The organism is Salmonella sp. SJTUF15591, assembly GCF_043356435.1.
Lineage (GTDB): Bacteria > Pseudomonadota > Gammaproteobacteria > Enterobacterales > Enterobacteriaceae > Salmonella > Salmonella enterica.
The window spans coordinates 667,877-683,379 of sequence record NZ_JBEUJO010000001.1; the positions used below are offsets into that span (position 1 = coordinate 667,877).

17 protein-coding genes are annotated in these 15,503 nt (G+C 51.8%); 8 read left to right on the forward strand and 9 right to left on the reverse strand.

The genetic code is table 11. The features are described 5' to 3' along the window. Positions 1-74 precede the first annotated feature (74 nt). The 4 genes from solA to ABVM99_RS03410 all read left to right on the forward strand — a co-directional run bounded on the left by solA (position 75) and on the right by ABVM99_RS03410 (position 2,753). Positions 75-1,193, forward strand: a complete 1,119-nt coding sequence (solA, locus tag ABVM99_RS03395) for an N-methyl-L-tryptophan oxidase (RefSeq protein WP_023195831.1) — start codon at positions 75-77, stop codon at positions 1,191-1,193. Positions 1,194-1,233: 40 nt separating this feature from the next. After that, complete coding sequence (locus ABVM99_RS03400; protein WP_001253282.1) at positions 1,234-1,347, forward strand: YceO family protein; 114 nt, start codon at positions 1,234-1,236, stop codon at positions 1,345-1,347. 261 nt (positions 1,348-1,608) lie between these two features. Next, positions 1,609-2,181, forward strand: coding sequence for a cytochrome b (locus ABVM99_RS03405; RefSeq protein WP_001159784.1), 573 nt, complete (start codon positions 1,609-1,611; stop codon positions 2,179-2,181). Continuing rightward, entirely contained in the window at positions 2,178-2,753 is a 576-nt protein-coding gene (locus tag ABVM99_RS03410; RefSeq protein ID WP_000739886.1) for a YceI family protein, read from the forward strand. Before ABVM99_RS03405 ends, ABVM99_RS03410 begins: the two co-directional genes overlap by 4 nt. Positions 2,754-2,804: 51 nt before the next feature. On the opposite strand, the gene ABVM99_RS03415 is transcribed toward ABVM99_RS03410, so the two are convergent. Then, positions 2,805-3,857, reverse strand: coding sequence for a rhodanese-related sulfurtransferase (locus tag ABVM99_RS03415; protein WP_023195832.1), 1,053 nt, complete (start codon positions 3,855-3,857; stop codon positions 2,805-2,807). A 219-nt stretch (positions 3,858-4,076) separates the two neighbouring features. Here ABVM99_RS03415 and ABVM99_RS03420 point away from each other — a divergent pair, with 219 nt between their 5' ends. Beyond that, a complete protein-coding gene (locus tag ABVM99_RS03420) occupies positions 4,077-4,997 on the forward strand; it encodes a Kdo(2)-lipid IV(A) acyltransferase (protein ID WP_023195833.1) in 921 nt (306 codons plus the stop codon). Between the two features lie 14 nt (positions 4,998-5,011). On the opposite strand, the gene ABVM99_RS03425 is transcribed toward ABVM99_RS03420, so the two are convergent. Next, the gene (locus tag ABVM99_RS03425) at positions 5,012-5,245 is read right to left on the reverse strand and encodes a hypothetical protein (RefSeq protein WP_170914806.1); all 234 of its coding nucleotides are present in this window, start codon (positions 5,243-5,245) and stop codon (positions 5,012-5,014) included. Between ABVM99_RS03425 and mdtG the strand changes: the two genes are divergently transcribed. Beyond that, the gene (gene mdtG / locus ABVM99_RS03430) at positions 5,151-6,365 is read left to right on the forward strand and encodes a multidrug efflux MFS transporter MdtG (RefSeq protein ID WP_000075053.1); all 1,215 of its coding nucleotides are present in this window, start codon (positions 5,151-5,153) and stop codon (positions 6,363-6,365) included. The two genes, ABVM99_RS03425 and mdtG, sit on opposite strands and share 95 nt — an antisense overlap. Positions 6,366-6,446: 81 nt before the next feature. Further along, positions 6,447-6,821: a MysB family protein gene (locus ABVM99_RS03435; RefSeq protein ID WP_000180050.1), complete on the forward strand. Its 375-nt coding sequence runs from the start codon at positions 6,447-6,449 to the stop codon at positions 6,819-6,821. Here ABVM99_RS03435 and ABVM99_RS03440 read toward each other — a convergent pair whose 3' ends face one another. From ABVM99_RS03440 to mdoG, 3 genes are all read right to left on the reverse strand, one after another. Then, entirely contained in the window at positions 6,822-7,049 is a 228-nt protein-coding gene (locus ABVM99_RS03440) for a YceK/YidQ family lipoprotein (protein WP_001217832.1), read from the reverse strand. 73 nt (positions 7,050-7,122) lie between these two features. Beyond that, positions 7,123-9,666 carry a glucans biosynthesis glucosyltransferase MdoH gene (gene mdoH, locus ABVM99_RS03445; protein WP_001044609.1) on the reverse strand — a complete coding sequence of 848 codons (2,544 nt, stop codon included), beginning with the start codon at positions 9,664-9,666 and terminating at the stop codon, positions 7,123-7,125. Further along, positions 9,659-11,194, reverse strand: coding sequence for a glucans biosynthesis protein MdoG (gene mdoG, locus ABVM99_RS03450; RefSeq protein WP_023195834.1), 1,536 nt, complete (start codon positions 11,192-11,194; stop codon positions 9,659-9,661). The genes mdoH and mdoG overlap by 8 nt, the downstream gene beginning before the upstream one ends. Positions 11,195-11,465: 271 nt before the next feature. On the opposite strand from mdoG, the gene mdoC reads away from it, so the two are divergent. Next, positions 11,466-12,620, forward strand: a complete 1,155-nt coding sequence (gene mdoC / locus ABVM99_RS03455) for a glucans biosynthesis protein MdoC (RefSeq protein WP_023195835.1) — start codon at positions 11,466-11,468, stop codon at positions 12,618-12,620. Between the two features lie 16 nt (positions 12,621-12,636). Here mdoC and ABVM99_RS03460 read toward each other — a convergent pair whose 3' ends face one another. The 4 genes from ABVM99_RS03460 to csgC form a co-directional block, all read right to left on the reverse strand. Next, on the reverse strand, positions 12,637-14,124 hold the full coding sequence (locus tag ABVM99_RS03460) for a phospholipase D family protein (RefSeq protein ID WP_000976323.1): 1,488 nt from the start codon (positions 14,122-14,124) through the stop codon (positions 12,637-12,639). After that, positions 14,060-14,599 (reverse strand): O-acetyl-ADP-ribose deacetylase, encoded by a 540-nt coding sequence (ymdB, locus tag ABVM99_RS03465; RefSeq protein WP_023195836.1) that lies wholly within the window; start codon positions 14,597-14,599, stop codon positions 14,060-14,062. The genes ABVM99_RS03460 and ymdB overlap by 65 nt, the downstream gene beginning before the upstream one ends. An 86-nt stretch (positions 14,600-14,685) precedes the next feature. Further along, positions 14,686-15,006 (reverse strand): type 1 fimbrial protein, encoded by a 321-nt coding sequence (locus ABVM99_RS03470; RefSeq protein ID WP_000111254.1) that lies wholly within the window; start codon positions 15,004-15,006, stop codon positions 14,686-14,688. Positions 15,007-15,136: 130 nt separating this feature from the next. Further along, a complete protein-coding gene (gene csgC, locus ABVM99_RS03475) occupies positions 15,137-15,463 on the reverse strand; it encodes a curli assembly chaperone CsgC (protein ID WP_000557256.1) in 327 nt (108 codons plus the stop codon). Positions 15,464-15,503 lie beyond the last annotated feature (40 nt).

Here is a 15,503-nt window from a genome sequence, read left to right on the forward strand (position 1 = left end):
CTCACTTATTTCTGGCTTGTATATCTCAGCGCAGTTATTTACCCTGAAATCATCGCGATAGCAGAGAGAAACTGATGAAATACGACCTTATTATTATCGGCAGCGGTTCGGTTGGCGCCGCCGCTGGTTATTACGCCACCCGCGCCGGGCTAAAGGTCCTGATGACCGATGCGCATATGCCGCCTCATCAACAGGGCAGCCATCACGGCGATACCCGTCTTATCCGCCATGCTTATGGTGAAGGCGAAAAATATGTCCCACTGGTGCTTCGCGCCCAGGCGCTTTGGGATGAACTCTCCACACACAATGAAGAGCCTATTTTTGTCCGCTCCGGCGTCGTTAACCTCGGCCCGGCCGATTCCGCTTTCTTAGCCAACGTCGCACGAAGCGCGCAACAGTGGCAATTGAACGTCGAGCGCCTGGACGCGACGGCCCTCATGACGCGCTGGCCGGAAATTCGCGTGCCCGATAATTATATCGGGCTGTTTGAAGCTGACTCCGGTTTCCTGCGCAGCGAATTAGCCATTACCACATGGCTTCGTCTGGCCCGAGAAGCAGGCTGCGCACAGCTATTCAACAGCCCGGTAAGCCATATTCACCATGATGATAACGGTGTGACGATAGAGACGAGTGAAGGCTGCTACCACGCCAGCAAAGCGCTGATTAGCGCGGGCACCTGGGTCAAAGCGCTGGTACCGGAGCTGCCCGTTCAGCCCGTACGTAAAGTTTTTGCCTGGTTTAAGGCGGATGGACGTTACAGTACTAAAAACCGCTTTCCGGCCTTTACCGGCGAAATGCCCAACGGCGATCAATATTACGGCTTCCCGGCGGAGAACGACGAGTTAAAAATCGGCAAACACAATGGCGGACAGCTAATACAGGCTCCGGAAGAGCGCAAGCCCTTTGCCGCCGTTGCCAGCGATGGCGCGGAAGCATTTCCTTTCTTGCGTAATGTACTGCCGGGTATCGGCGGTTGTTTACATGGGGCGGCATGTACCTATGATTATTCGCCGGACGAGGATTTTATTATCGATACGCTGCCTGGCCATGAGAATACGCTTGTCATCACTGGACTCAGCGGACATGGTTTTAAATTCGCCCCGGTGTTAGGAGAAATCGCTGCGGATTTTGCGTTGGGAAAAACGCCCTCCTTTGATCTGACGCCGTTCCGGCTTTCCCGTTTTAGCCAATAATTTGTCGGCCCCGTAAAGGGGCTGTTTATTAAGGTAAGCTATGCGTCGTCTCTTTCATTTTCTGATGAATAATATTCGCGAACATTTCATGCTTTACGTTATTCTTTGGTCGCTGCTGGCGGTGATGGATATTGTTTATCTCCTTTTCTTTTGATTGCTTTTCATTGACGTTAACTGACACTTCCTGAAAGTTCCTCGCTTTTTATTTCATAACGTTAAGCACGGCAATAATGCCAGTTCCTGCCATTGCGCGGTTATCAGGGGGAAATATCTCGAAACTTCTGAAGCTGAACCGCAAACAACATCAAAATTATTGAAATAAAAATAAATATCATTCAAATTCTTATTTAGAAGTTGCATTCGGCGCTTTTCCACGCCATTTTCATTCTCTCGTGAAATATTCATTGGTGTGTTTATGCAATTTAAAAATACTCCACAGCGTTATGGCGTGGTTTCCGCCGCGCTCCACTGGCTGACCGCCCTGGTGGTCTATGGCATGTTTGCGTTGGGTTTATGGATGGTCACGCTCAGTTATTACGACGGCTGGTATCACCAGGCACCGGAAATACATAAAAGTATTGGCATATTACTGATGATGGCGCTGATCGTGCGTATTATCTGGCGGCTTTATTCTCCACCGCCCGTTGCGTTGACCAGCTATTCCCGTTTAACGCGCGCTGGCGCCGCCGCGGGTCATCTCCTCCTGTATCTCCTGCTCTTTGCGATAATCATTAGCGGCTACCTGATTTCCACCGCCGACGGTAAACCGATTAGCGTCTTTGGCTGGTTTGAGATTCCGGCCACGCTTACGGACGCGGGCGCGCAGGCTGACATCGCCGGAACGCTGCATCTGTGGTTTGCCTGGTCGCTGGTCATTATCTCGCTCTCGCATGGGGTTATGGCGCTAAAACACCATTTCATCGATAAAGACGACACACTGAAACGTATGACAGGAATGTCGTCATCTGACTATGGAGCTCAAAAATGAAAAAAAACCTGCTGGGATTCACCCTCGCATCCTTGTTATTCACGACCGGTTCCGCCGTGGCGGCGGAGTATAAAATTGATAAAGAAGGCCAACATGCGTTCGTCAATTTCCGCATTCAGCATCTGGGCTACAGCTGGCTATACGGCACCTTTAAAGATTTCGACGGCACGTTCACTTTTGACGAAAAAAATCCATCGGCAGACAAAGTGAACGTGACCATTAACACCAATAGCGTCGACACTAACCATGCCGAACGTGACAAACACCTGCGTAGCGCGGAATTTCTTAATGTTGCGAAATTCCCGCAGGCAACCTTCACCTCTACCAGCGTGAAAAAAGAGGGCGATGAACTGGATATTACCGGCAATCTGACGCTCAATGGCGTGACTAAACCGGTGACGCTGGAAGCGAAGCTGATGGGCCAGGGCGACGATCCGTGGGGCGGTAAGCGCGCGGGCTTTGAGGCCGAAGGAAAAATTAAGCTGAAGGACTTCAATATAACTACCGATCTCGGCCCGGCCTCACAAGAGGTTGAGCTTATCATCTCAGTAGAAGGCGTTCAGCAGAAGTAACGCCTGGCGAAATGCCGGATAGCGGCCTTTACGCTGCTATCCGGCAAAATATTACTCAGCCGGATCGGGAATGCTCAGTTTGCTATTAAGCCGACCACGCGATTTATTAAAAATTTTGTTGCCGTTCTCGCGACCCGCACGACGTCGGCGCTGTTCTTCCTCCGGCAAGGCCAACTCTTCACAGCATTGTTCACTACAGCAGCCGTTAAATTTACTGGCGCACTGCGGACACTGGATAAACAGCAGATGGCAACCGTCATTTTTGCAGTTGGTATGGCTATCGCAGGGCGCGCCGCACTGATGGCAATGCGCGATAACCTCATCCGAGATTCGTTCGCCCATTCGCTCATCAAATACAAAATTTTTGCCGATAAAGCGAACGGGAAGCCCCTGCTCGCGCGCGCGACGGGCGTACTCAATGATGCCACCCTCAATATGCCAGACTTTATTGAAACCGTTGTGTTTCATCCAGGCGCTGGCTTTCTCACAACGAATACCGCCGGTACAGTACATCACTATCTTTTTATCTGCATGTTCCCGCAGCATTTCAACCGCTTTTGGCAACTGTTCACGAAACGTATCCGCCGGGATTTCCAGAGCATTTTCGAAATGGCCGACTTCATACTCATAGTGGTTGCGCATATCAATAAAGACCGCGTCAGGATCGTCCAGCATCGTATTCACATCTGCCGCCTTCAGATAATCGCCGACATTACTGGCGTCAAAAGTCGGATCGTCAATACCGTCAGCAACGATACGGTCGCGAACTTTCATACGCAGCACCCAAAATGACTTTCCGTCATCCTCCAGCGCGATATTTAAACGCAGCCCGTCCAGCGCGGGGTCGAACGTATAAAGCTGTTGACGAAAGGTCTCGAGCTTGCTTTGCGGCACGCTGATTTGCGCATTGATGCCTTCATGCGCCAGGTAAACGCGACCAAAAACGTCCAACGCCGTAAACACCTGATACAACGCGTCCCGCGTCTGTTGCGGCGAGGCGATAGCGAAATATTTATAAAAAGAAATTGTCGTACGCGGCTCGCTTTCCGCCAGCATTTTGGCTTTCAGCTCGTCATTAGAGATGCGGTTGTGTAACACTGGCATGGTGTACGTATCCTGCAATCAGCAAAAAATAAAGTGGGCAGGCATGATAAGGCAAGTCTCGCCAATTTACATCCACACATTTTGCGCTACATTTCCTGCTTTACACTAAATAATTAACAACAATTGTCGATTTAATCGCCACTCTCCTGCTACATATTTTTGCTCAACGCAAAAAGATGCGAGAATACGGGGAATTGTTCGTTGAAAGACAGGATAGAAATGACGAAGTTGCCTAAGTTCTCCGTGGCCTTACTGCACCCGCGCTATTGGTTAACCTGGTTGGGTATAGGCGCGCTTTGGTTGGTCGTGCAACTCCCCTACCCGGTCATCTATAAATTGGGTTGCGCATTGGGCCACCTGGCGCGACGCGTAATGAAACGCCGCGCGAAAATCGCCTATCGCAACCTTGAATTATGCTTTCCGGAAATGAGCGCGCAGGAACGCCACACCATGGTGGTCAAAAACTTTGAATCCGTCGGTATGGGCGTGATGGAAACCGGCATGGCCTGGTTCTGGCCCGATCGGCGAGTGAACCGCTGGATGAAAGCGAGCGGTCTGGAGCATATCCGTGAAGTTAAAGCGCAGGGGCTGGGGTTCATTCTGGTAGGAATACATTTCCTTACCCTTGAGTTTGGCGCCCGCATGTTTGGTATGCATAACCCAGGGATCGGAGTTTATCGCCCGAATGATAATCCGTTGCTCGACTGGTTACAGACCTGGGGACGCTTACGCTCCAATAAATCGATGTTGGATCGCAAAGATCTGAAAGGCATGGTTAAGGCATTGAAAAGCGGCGAATTGATCTGGTATGCGCCGGATCACGATTACGGCCCGCGCGCCAGCGTTTTTGTACCATTATTCGCTGTCGACCAGGCTGCCACGACCTCCGGTACCTGGATGCTCGCGCGCATGTCTAAAGCCTGTATTATCCCCTTCGTGCCTCGCCGTAAACCCGATGGGAAAGGCTACGAACTGATCATTCTTCCTGCGGAATATTCGCCTCCGCTGGAGAGCGCAGAAGCGACTGCCGCGTGGATGAATAAGATTGTTGAGCAGTGCATTATGATGGCGCCAGAGCAGTATATGTGGCTGCATCGCCGCTTTAAAACTCGCCCTGAAGGCGTACCGTCGCGCTATTGACAGGATTGCAGCCGTCAGGCTGCAATTTTTCCCTCTTTTAGCTTTAAAAGCTCCACACATTGCGAGGCTGGTAAGGTCGGCGCATAATTATAATTAGTACGCTCATAATTAAATTGATGATAGCGCAAAACGCGCATCATACTGTGGAACGCTATGTCACCCTCTGATGTCCCCATAAACTGGAAACGCAATCTAACCGTTACCTGGCTGGGCTGTTTTTTAACCGGCGCGGCATTCAGCCTAGTCATGCCTTTTCTCCCTCTCTACGTTGAGCAACTCGGCGTAACAGGCCATAGCGCGCTCAACATGTGGTCCGGGCTGGTCTTTAGTATTACGTTCCTCTTTTCAGCTATCGCTTCCCCTTTTTGGGGCGGTCTGGCGGATCGTAAAGGGCGTAAGATCATGCTGTTGCGTTCCGCTCTCGGCATGGCCATTGTGATGCTGTTAATGGGCATGGCGCAAAATATCTGGCAATTTCTGATCCTCCGCGCGTTATTAGGCCTGCTGGGCGGATTTATTCCCAACGCCAATGCGCTCATCGCCACTCAGGTGCCGCGCCACAAAAGCGGCTGGGCGCTAGGGACGCTCTCTACTGGCGGCGTCAGCGGCGCTCTGCTTGGCCCACTTGCGGGTGGTCTGCTCGCCGACCATTACGGCCTTCGCCCGGTCTTTTTTATTACCGCCAGCGTTTTGTTTATCTGTTTTCTGCTCACCTTCTTTTTTATTCGCGAGAATTTCCTGCCGGTGAGCAAAAAAGAGATGCTTCACGTTCGGGAAGTGGTCGCCTCGTTAAAAAATCCCCGCCTGGTGTTAAGCCTGTTTGTCACCACGCTGATTATTCAGGTGGCGACGGGGTCTATTGCGCCCATCCTGACGCTCTATGTGCGCGAACTCGCGGGAAATGTCAGTAATATTGCGTTCATTAGCGGGATGATAGCGTCCGTTCCCGGCGTGGCGGCATTACTTAGCGCCCCCCGGCTCGGCAAGCTCGGCGACAGAATTGGCCCGGAAAAGATCCTTATCGTCGCGCTGATTATTTCCGTACTGCTGCTGATTCCAATGTCTTTTGTGCAAACGCCGTGGCAACTCGCGCTATTGCGGTTTCTGCTTGGCGCGGCGGATGGCGCGCTGCTGCCAGCCGTTCAAACTCTGCTGGTTTACAACTCTACCAACCAGATAGCCGGGCGCATATTCAGTTACAACCAATCTTTCCGCGATATCGGCAACGTCACCGGCCCTCTCATGGGCGCCGCAATTTCCGCGAGCTATGGCTTCCGCGCCGTATTCTGCGTCACGGCAGGCGTGGTGTTGTTCAATGCTATCTATTCATGGAACAGCTTACGACGGCGCAGACTGGCAATAGAATGATTTTTGCGCTTTCATACTTGCAATATCACAGAATCAGCTATTCTTTCCCTAAATACCTCGTCAAATCAAAGGGAGACACTGATGACCATGTATGCCACGCTGGAAGAAGCTATCGATGCAGCCCGGGAAGAATTTCTGGCTGACCATCCAGGCCTCGAACAAGATGAAGCGAATGTGCAGCAGTTCAACGTTCAGAAATATGTACTGCAGGATGGGGACATTATGTGGCAGGTCGAATTTTTCGCCGATGAAGGTGAAGATGGCGAATGTCTGCCGATGCTGAGTGGTGAAGCCGCGCAGAGCGTGTTTGACGGCGATTATGATGAGATAGAGATCCGCCAGGAATGGCAGGAAGAGAATACTTTGCATGAATGGGATGAAGGGGAATTCCAGCTTGAACCCCCGCTTGATACCGAGGAAGGCCGTACTGCGGCAGACGAATGGGATGAGCGTTAATTACTCATAAGGCCCGTGGTGAATATCGAGCGGCAGTAGCAGTGTATCGAAGATCAGTGAGAAGGGCAGATCGAGGATAGTGATATAGCGCCATGCGGAATCACGCATATCCCACTGCACGCCAGGGTAATACTGGTTGCCGTGTCCTTGTCCTGGGATCGTTCTGCTGATAATACTACCGCAGCCGCTCAGGGTAATCACCATTATGCTCACCGCGAATATACGCACCTGATACCTCATTTCACTATAAAAATACCGGCATCACGCCGGTATTTTTCACCTCACTCCAGACCTGAAGACCTTATCCCGCTGACGATGTTCGTCCCTGCAACGCCTGCGGATTCAGGACGAGAGACTGATAATGGTTTACCCAGGAAGAGTATCTCTCTGGCGCATTCCAGACCCGATAGTGTAAACGCGCCATCGTCACCGGATCGCTGAGCAAAACCAGACGCCGATCGCGGTTCAGTTTCTCCGGCGTTTCGTTTAGCGCCTGCTCCACATGACGATCGCGGGCTATTTCCAGCACCTTACTGGCGCGGTGACGCGCGGTGGCCATCGCGGTCGCCAGCGCATTCAGCGACGGGTTAAATACCGCATGCATAAAGCCATCGTCCAGAATACGGCGGCGATTCATCTCCAGATATTTATCGGTATCGACCAACACCTGAGGCGGCGAATACTCTTCCGGGATCAGGAACAGCTTCCAGCGTTTGGTGCGTAATCCTACCGTTGAACGACTGGAGATCACCGAAACAAATGGCGACAGAATCAGCGAAAAGACAATCGGCGCCAGCCAGAACAGAAAGCGTAAATCCAGCCACGCCATACCCACCGCCCAGACCAGCCCCAGCAGCAGTTGAGAGCCGTGACGCATAAAGGCTTCTCCCCACGGCGTAGAATCATCGTCGCGTTGCGGTGAGTTCCAGACCACTTCCCAGCCGAGGAACGCGCTGACCACAAACACAGTATGAAACAGCATACGCACCGGCGCCAGCAACACGGAGAACAGCACTTCCAGCAACAGCGACAGCGTAACGCGCCAGAAACCGCCATACTCTTTGGTGCCTTTACACCAGATCAGCATAATACTGAGCAGCTTCGGCAGGAACAGCAGCACCATCGTTGACGCAAACAGCGCGATTGCCAGTTCCGGACGCCACTGCGGCCAGACCGGAAAAAGCTGGCGCGGCTGAAGGAAATATTGCGGCTCTGTTAACGCATGAACGACCTGCAGCGCGGTAGAAAGCGCGAGGAACATAAACCATAACGGCGCGGACAGGTATGACATTACCCCCGTCAGGAACACGGCGCGATGCACCGGGTGCATTCCTTTCACCAGGAACAGACGAAAGTTCATCAGGTTGCCGTGACACCAGCGGCGGTCGCGTTTAAGCTCATCCAGCAGGTTTGGCGGCAGCTCTTCATAGGAACCGGGGAGATCGTAGGCAATCCAGACGCCCCACCCTGCCCGACGCATTAGCGCCGCCTCCACAAAGTCGTGGGAAAGAATCGATCCGGCGAACGAACCTTCTCCCGGCAGCGGCGCCAGAGCGCAGTGCTCGATAAACGGCTTCACGCGGATAATGGCATTGTGCCCCCAGTAGTGCGACTCCCCCAGCTGCCAGAAATGCAGCCCGGCGGTAAACAGCGGCCCATAAACACGGGTCGCGAACTGTTGGCAGCGGGCATACAGAGTATCCATTCCCGACGCTTTCGGCGAAGACTGGATAATCCCGGCGTTTGGATTCGCTTCCATCAGGCGCACCAGCCCGCTCAGACACTCGCCGCTCATCACTGAGTCCGCGTCCAGCACCACCATATAGCTGTACTGATTGCCCCAGCGGCGGCAAAAATCGTCAATATTGCCGCTTTTGCGTTTCATACGGCGGCGGCGGCGACGGTAAAAAATTTGGCCTTCGCCCTGCACTTCCGCGATAAGCTCCATCCACGCCTTTTGCTCCGCCACGCAGATATCCGGGTTATAACTGTCGCTAAGGATATAGACGTCGAAATGCGCGGCGTTGCCTGTGGCTTTAACGGACTCCCAGGTCGCGCGCAGACCGGCGAAAACGCGGCTAACGTCTTCATTACAGATAGGCATGATCAGCGCCGTCCGGTGTTCCGGATTGAGGGGCTCATCGCCAACCGTAGACGCGGAGATGCTGTACTTATCGCGCCCGATAAGCAGTTGCAGGAAGCCCATCAGCGCCGTCCAGAATCCGGCTGACACCCAGCAGAACAGCACGGCAAACAAAATCAGGATACCGGTTTGCAGCATGTAGGGCAGGAGCTGCATAAAGGAGACCCAAATATCCTGCCCCACCATATCCATAGGATTGATGAGCGCCCATCCCTGATAAGGCAGAATGGTCTTCATATACCAGGTCGCGACGACGGTTTGCGCCAGAGTCAAAATTAACAAAATATAGCGGCGTATAGTGCCGACGGTACGCCATTTTTGCTCGCTCGCCTGCTCTTCTTTTGTCAGACGAGAAACATAGCGCGGCGTTACATCCCGCCCACGCAGACGATCCCAGAAACGGCCAACCGGGTTGGTTCGCCAGGGATCGGGAAACATCGAAGAACGCGTCGCTTTTGGCATAGCCTGCAACTGATCGCGCCCTTCATCATCTTTAATTAACTGCCCCTTCGCCAATGAATCCGGCCAGGCGTGTTCAAGGCGGGCTTTTACGGAACCCTGCGGTGAATCGTCTTCTCGCGAGTAAGTCCGATGCTCGGCATCCAGCGCCTGATGTACGGCGCGGATGTCAGTTTTCGGCAATGCCGCTTTCTCACGTTCAGAAAGCAGCAGTGCGTCAATATACTCAGTTGTTTTATTCATTGGCAGGTAACTGGTAGCTCCAGGTTTCACTTAGCGTCTGATCGGCATTCACCAATGCGGCACGCATTTCCGTGGTTTTCTTCGCGTCTTTGACTTTCACGCGCAGCATTAAACGCCAGCCTTTAGTGACTGGGTTATAGCGTACATTACTGTCAACGATTTCACCGTTATCGCCAATGCTGGTTTGCGCAGCGACGGGCGTATCCGGCGGCAGTTTTTTCATGTCGGCGCCAACGAAATCCACCACAAAGGCAATAGTGCCGTCGGGCTGGCGAATCAGATTCGACTGTTTAACGTCGCCCGTTGAGCGGCGTGTTTGCAGCACCCAGGCATTATCCGGCGCATGAAGTTTATCTTCATCGCGGCTGAAGGTCAGAGTGTACTTGAAGTTCATCTCTTTACCCGGTTCCGGCAGTTGATCCGGAGTCCAGTAAGCGACGATGTTATCGTTGGTTTCATCATTGGTCGGAATTTCAACCAGTTCAACCTTACCTTTGCCCCAGTCGCCTTTCGGGGTAATCCAGGCGCTTGGACGCAGGTCGTAGCGATCGTCTAAATCTTCAAAGCGCGAGAACTCGCGGCCACGCTGCAACAGGCCGAATCCCTGAGGGTTTTCCATCGCATAGCTGCTCACCGCGAGGTGTTTTGGATTGTTCAGCGGACGCCAAATCCACTCGCCATTACCCGCATGAATGGATAAGCCGTTCGAGTCATGCAGTTCCGGACGATAGTTGGTCGTCGGCGACGGCTGGTTTGGCCCAAACAGGAACATACTGGTTAATGGCGCAACGCCCAGCTTGCCTACTTTATCGCGCAGATAGACTTTTGACTGCACGTCCACCACGGTATCGCGGCCAGGAATGATCACAAAACGGTAAGCGCCGGTCGCGCGCGGAGAATCGAGTAATGCATAGACGGTCAAACGCTTATCGGTGGGTTTTGGACGCTCAATCCAGAACTCGCGAAAGCGGGGAAACTCTTCACCAGATGGTAAGGCGGTATCAATCGCCAGGCCGCGCGCAGATAAGCCATATACCTGGCCTGCGCCGATCACGCGGAAATAGCTGGCGCCAAGCATACTGACGATTTCGTCGTTCTTATCTTTACTGTTAATGGGGTACAGGACTTTGAACCCGGCGAAGCCTAAATCTTTTACCGTGTCTTTATCATGCTGAATATTGCCAAAATTGAAGTAATCCGGGCTGTATTTGATTCTTTTGACCGTCGTCGCCGTCACTTCGTTAATCTTGACCGGCGTATCGAAGTACATCCCCTGATGGTAAAATTCGAGCTTAAAAGGGGTCTTTAAGTTGTTCCAGTAGGCTTTATCGCTGTTAAACTGGATCTGCTGATAATCCGCATATTTCATGTCGCGGAAAACGGAGGGCAAGTTGCTTTTAGGCGCCTCATAGCCTTTCCCGGCTAAAGATTGAGCTTGTTTTGCCACGTCATCAATACTGAACGCCCAGCTCGATGATGCGTAGAGCGTTAACATAATAGCTGCGCCCAACCAACGCATTTTCATCATTTGTCGTTTATGTTTCATAATAAGTAAGCACTTCCCCCTTTGTGTGCTTATATCGATCCGATCCATTTTAATGGATAATCAGGCATTACGACAACTGAATCCAGGCTTTGTTCAGCGCGCTGGCTCATGGATTAAGCACCTCCCGCGCCTGTTTTCACTTTGCGTGCTTATCCTGGAGACAGGTTGTCGGAGTTGGTGTAGGGTTGCTACCGAATGTAACTATAATTCGCCTTATGGATAAGGTGAAAAATCTGAGAATACGTGACCTTATATGAGCTCTGTACCCGCGCCGCGTGAATATTTTCTTGACTCTATCCGCGCATGGCTGATGTTGTTAGGGATTCCCTTTCATATCTCGTTGATCTATTCCACTCACAGTTGGCATGTCAATAGCGCCACGCCATCGTGGTGGCTAACCCTGTTTAACGATTTTATCCACGCTTTTCGTATGCAGGTGTTTTTTGTTATTTCTGGTTATTTTTCGTACATGCTGTTTTTACGTTATCCGTTAAAACGCTGGTGGAAAGTACGGGTAGAACGTGTGGGTATTCCCATGCTTACCGCAATCCCTTTGCTTACCTTGCCGCAATTTATCCTGTTGCAATATGTCAAAGAGAAAACAGAGAACTGGCCTATGCTCTCTGCCTATGAAAAATATAATACGTTAGCGTGGGAACTCATTTCACATCTGTGGTTTTTACTGGTGCTGGTGATATTAACCACAGTCAGCATCGGGATTTTTACCTGGTTCCAAAAAAGGCAGGAAACAAGCAAGCCTCGTCCCGCCGCTATTTCACTGGCCAGGCTTTCGCTTATTTTTTTCCTGCTGGGGATGGCTTACGCCGCTATCAGGCGCATTATTTTCATCGTATATCCGGCAATCCTCAGTGACGGCATGTTCAATTTTATTGTGATGCAAACGCTATTTTATGTGCCGTTTTTTATTCTCGGCGCGCTGGCCTTCATTCACCCCGATCTGAAAGCGCGTTTCACCACGCCCTCACGCGGATGCACTTTAGGCGCTGCCGTTGCTTTTATCGCGTATCTGCTGAATCAACGTTATGGGAGCGGCGACGCCTGGATGTACGAAACCGAATCCGTGATTACGATGGTAATGGGGCTGTGGATGGTGAACGTGGTATTCTCACTGGGGCATCGCTTGTTAAACTTCCAGTCCGCGCGTGTCACCTATTTCGTGAATGCTTCGCTGTTTATCTATCTGGTGCATCATCCCTTAACGCTTTTCTTTGGCGCGTATATTACGCCGCATATCTCCTCCAACCTGATCGGGTTCTTGTGCGGGCTGATATTTGTTATGGGTATTGCGTTAATTCTGTATGAAATTCATTTACGCATCCCGCTCCTGAAATTTCTCTTTTCAGGTAAACCGCCGGTAAAACAAGAAAGCCGCGCCGCGATCGGGTAGTTTTCCGCGCGCGGGTTCACAGCAACCATTCCACAGGTAAAATTGCCGCCAACCGTACCAGAACTCGCTGCCAGAAACGCGTAGCGGGTTCTTTCTTTAACACCTTTTCCTCTTCTTGCTGACGATCGATCCAGTTAATTCGTCCCCAGCGATCCAGCCGCAGTTGCCAGGCCGCATCGCGTTGGCTCTGTGTAAAACGCTTATGGATAAGCGTCGCCAGCGTTTCACTTTCAATGACAAAGCCCATTTCGGTATTTAAAAGCGTTGAACGGGGATCAAAATTAAGCGACCCGATAAACACCTTACTACCATCAATACTGAACGTTTTAGCATGTAAGCTGGAACCTGAGTTCCCGGTAAGTCCGCGATCATGTACGGCGGTTTCATGTTCGCGGGTCGGTTTCAGTTCGTAGAGCTCCACGCCATAGCGCAGTAACTTCTTTCGCCAGCGCGCGTACCCTGCGTGAACGACCGCCACATCGTTGGCCGCCAGGGAGTTAGTTAAGATGGCGATCTTCACGCCTTTCCTGACCAGATTAAGCAACTGCGCCACGCCTGCGCGCGTAGGGACAAAGTAAGCGGAAATAATGTCGATACGCTCCGTCGGCGACCCCATCACGTCAAATAATCGCTGCGGAAGAAGCGAATGGCGCTGCGCCTTCCCCTCGCCTTTAGAAGGGTCATCGCTAAGCAAGCGTGTTTTTGCCCAAATCAGCGGCAACGTTCCGCGATCGAGATCCGCCATAAACTGGCTGGTTTCCAGCTTATGCAGATAACGGCGGGTGATCTCATCGTTATACCAAGATTCGGGAAGTTCGATACGCTGCGTCAGTTCCTGCTCAGAAAGGGATAATACTTGCTGCAATGTCGACACTGAACTACAGCGCCAGTAACGTTCAAAATCATTGGCGACATCATTGACCACCGGGCCAATGGCCATCACGTCCAGATCGGAAAATAGCGGCTCCTCGCCAGCGCCGAAATAGGCATCGCCGATGTTGCGCCCACCGACCAGCGTCACTACGCCGTCGGCAGTGTAACTTTTATTGTGCATCCGCCGATTCAGCCGCGCAAAATCCGTCAAATATCCCAGCGCGCGTAGCGTACGAAAAGAGAAAGGATTAAACAGACGAACTTCGATATTAGGATGACTATCCAGCAAGCGCAACGTATCATCCAGACCAGGCGTATTGTTATCATCCAGCAGCAGACGAACATGAACGCCGCGCTTCGCCGCCGACAGCAGAACCGAAAAGAGCAGCCGCCCGGACATATCGTCTTCCCAAATATAATACTGCACATCCAGCGTCCGCGCCGCCATTTCGGTCAGGCGGTAGCGGGCGGCAAAAGCGTCCAGACTGTTATCCAGCGCGAGAATGCCGCACTCTCCGGGATGGCGCGCGCATAGCGGTTCAACGGCACGCTCCAGGCGTGTTTTATCAGGCAGGGTCGTCGCCTTGCTGAGTAAGTAATCTTGCGTAAAGCCGGGCAGTTTCTTCATCATAACAGACAAAGTATACCTGTTCAGGCAGAGCGTAACGGGTAATAAAATCTGAAACCGTCCTGACGGCGATCTCAGCGGCCTGGGCGCGTGGATAGCCATAAACGCCGGAACTGATTGCCGGAAAAGCGATGGAACGAAAGTGATTCGCCTCGGCAAGCAGCAAACAATTTCGGTATGCCTCTTCGAGTAGCTCAGCTTCCTGGTGTTCGCCGCCTCGCCAGACGGGCCCCACTGTGTGAATAACCGCCTTTGCCGAAAGCTTGCCAGCAGGCGTGATAACCGCATGTCCCGTCTGACATTCGCCCTGTTGCTGGCGGATGAGTTTACAAGCGTCCAGCAATGCCGGCCCCGCCGCGCGATGAATCGCGCCGTCTACGCCACCGCCGCCCATTAATGATGCGTTAGCGGCATTCACAATCGCATCGACGCTAAGTTGAGTGATATCACCCTGTATGACCTGAAGACGTGATGTCATAACCCCCCCCTTTGTCTCACCTTATCTGCAAAGTGTACAGCAGGGCTTTCAACAGAGTCGCTCTTTTTATATCTATGACACCGCCGTTAACGGTACTCAATATTCATCACCGCCAGGCTTTTTTGCGCATCGAGATAATGCAGCCGTACCGTCGCAATGGACTGAATATCCTGCGGTAATCCAGATGCCTGCCGAAGGTCAATCCGGTGCATTTGCTTTTTACCTTCGCGTAGGCAGGTTAAATCAATATTTTCGGCGTGAGTAGAAATATCGCACAGTGGCTCAACAATCGCGCCGCGAAAATGGATAACGCCGCCCTGTACCGTTTGTTGCCCTACCGCAGAATGGATAAAAAAAGCGCAGATACACAGGCCTATGGCAGGGATATTTTTCTTGATTACGGACATGTTAACTCCTCAATGATTAGTCATCCTCGAGGGTTCGGCGTTACCTTATAGCGACATGCCGAGACGATGAGACGCTTTTATCGCCTCTTTATACCCAGGTCAGCCAATCCATTTCCGCCACCATCAAAAACTACTGTGCAGAAGGCGGCCATTGTTGTGATAAATGCAGTGATTGTCCGTCCGAAACAGTAACAATAATTTTAACCGAGTCCTCTGAAGATATATTTACACTAAGACGAGACAACTCAATCGGTTGATTAGCAGGTAAAGATAGCGTTTGTTTTTGCTGTGTATGGCTTTGTCCCCCGACGCCGTCGCGCACAGAGAGAATTTGCACCTGACAGACGCAGGGTTCGTTTAATGTGACCTGAGGGATCACCGTGTAAATATCGCCTTGCTGAGTCGTGGTAAACGTAATCTGATTTGAAAGTGCGGCAAGGAGCAATAAAGTATGCATAATTTCCTCCCGAAAAAAAACAGGGCTTACGCCCTGTTTT

Bases quoted from the DNA above. Each gene is read 5' to 3' on its own strand.
- solA (WP_023195831.1), top strand. From the start codon at position 75: ATGAAATACGACCTTATTATTATCGGCAGCGGTTCGGTTGGCGCCGCC.
- ABVM99_RS03400 (WP_001253282.1), top strand. From the start codon at position 1,234: ATGCGTCGTCTCTTTCATTTTCTGATGAATAATATTCGCGAACATTTC.
- ABVM99_RS03405 (WP_001159784.1), top strand. From the start codon at position 1,609: ATGCAATTTAAAAATACTCCACAGCGTTATGGCGTGGTTTCCGCCGCG.
- ABVM99_RS03410 (WP_000739886.1), top strand. From the start codon at position 2,178: ATGAAAAAAAACCTGCTGGGATTCACCCTCGCATCCTTGTTATTCACG.
- ABVM99_RS03415 (WP_023195832.1), bottom strand. From the start codon at position 3,857: ATGCCAGTGTTACACAACCGCATCTCTAATGACGAGCTGAAAGCCAAA.
- ABVM99_RS03420 (WP_023195833.1), top strand. From the start codon at position 4,077: ATGACGAAGTTGCCTAAGTTCTCCGTGGCCTTACTGCACCCGCGCTAT.
- mdtG (WP_000075053.1), top strand. From the start codon at position 5,151: ATGTCACCCTCTGATGTCCCCATAAACTGGAAACGCAATCTAACCGTT.
- ABVM99_RS03425 (WP_170914806.1), bottom strand. From the start codon at position 5,245: ATGACTAGGCTGAATGCCGCGCCGGTTAAAAAACAGCCCAGCCAGGTA.
- ABVM99_RS03435 (WP_000180050.1), top strand. From the start codon at position 6,447: ATGACCATGTATGCCACGCTGGAAGAAGCTATCGATGCAGCCCGGGAA.
- mdoH (WP_001044609.1), bottom strand. From the start codon at position 9,666: ATGAATAAAACAACTGAGTATATTGACGCACTGCTGCTTTCTGAACGT.
- mdoG (WP_023195834.1), bottom strand. From the start codon at position 11,194: ATGATGAAAATGCGTTGGTTGGGCGCAGCTATTATGTTAACGCTCTAC.
- mdoC (WP_023195835.1), top strand. From the start codon at position 11,466: ATGAGCTCTGTACCCGCGCCGCGTGAATATTTTCTTGACTCTATCCGC.
- ABVM99_RS03460 (WP_000976323.1), bottom strand. From the start codon at position 14,124: ATGATGAAGAAACTGCCCGGCTTTACGCAAGATTACTTACTCAGCAAG.
- ymdB (WP_023195836.1), bottom strand. From the start codon at position 14,599: ATGACATCACGTCTTCAGGTCATACAGGGTGATATCACTCAACTTAGC.
- ABVM99_RS03470 (WP_000111254.1), bottom strand. From the start codon at position 15,006: ATGTCCGTAATCAAGAAAAATATCCCTGCCATAGGCCTGTGTATCTGC.
- csgC (WP_000557256.1), bottom strand. From the start codon at position 15,463: ATGCATACTTTATTGCTCCTTGCCGCACTTTCAAATCAGATTACGTTT.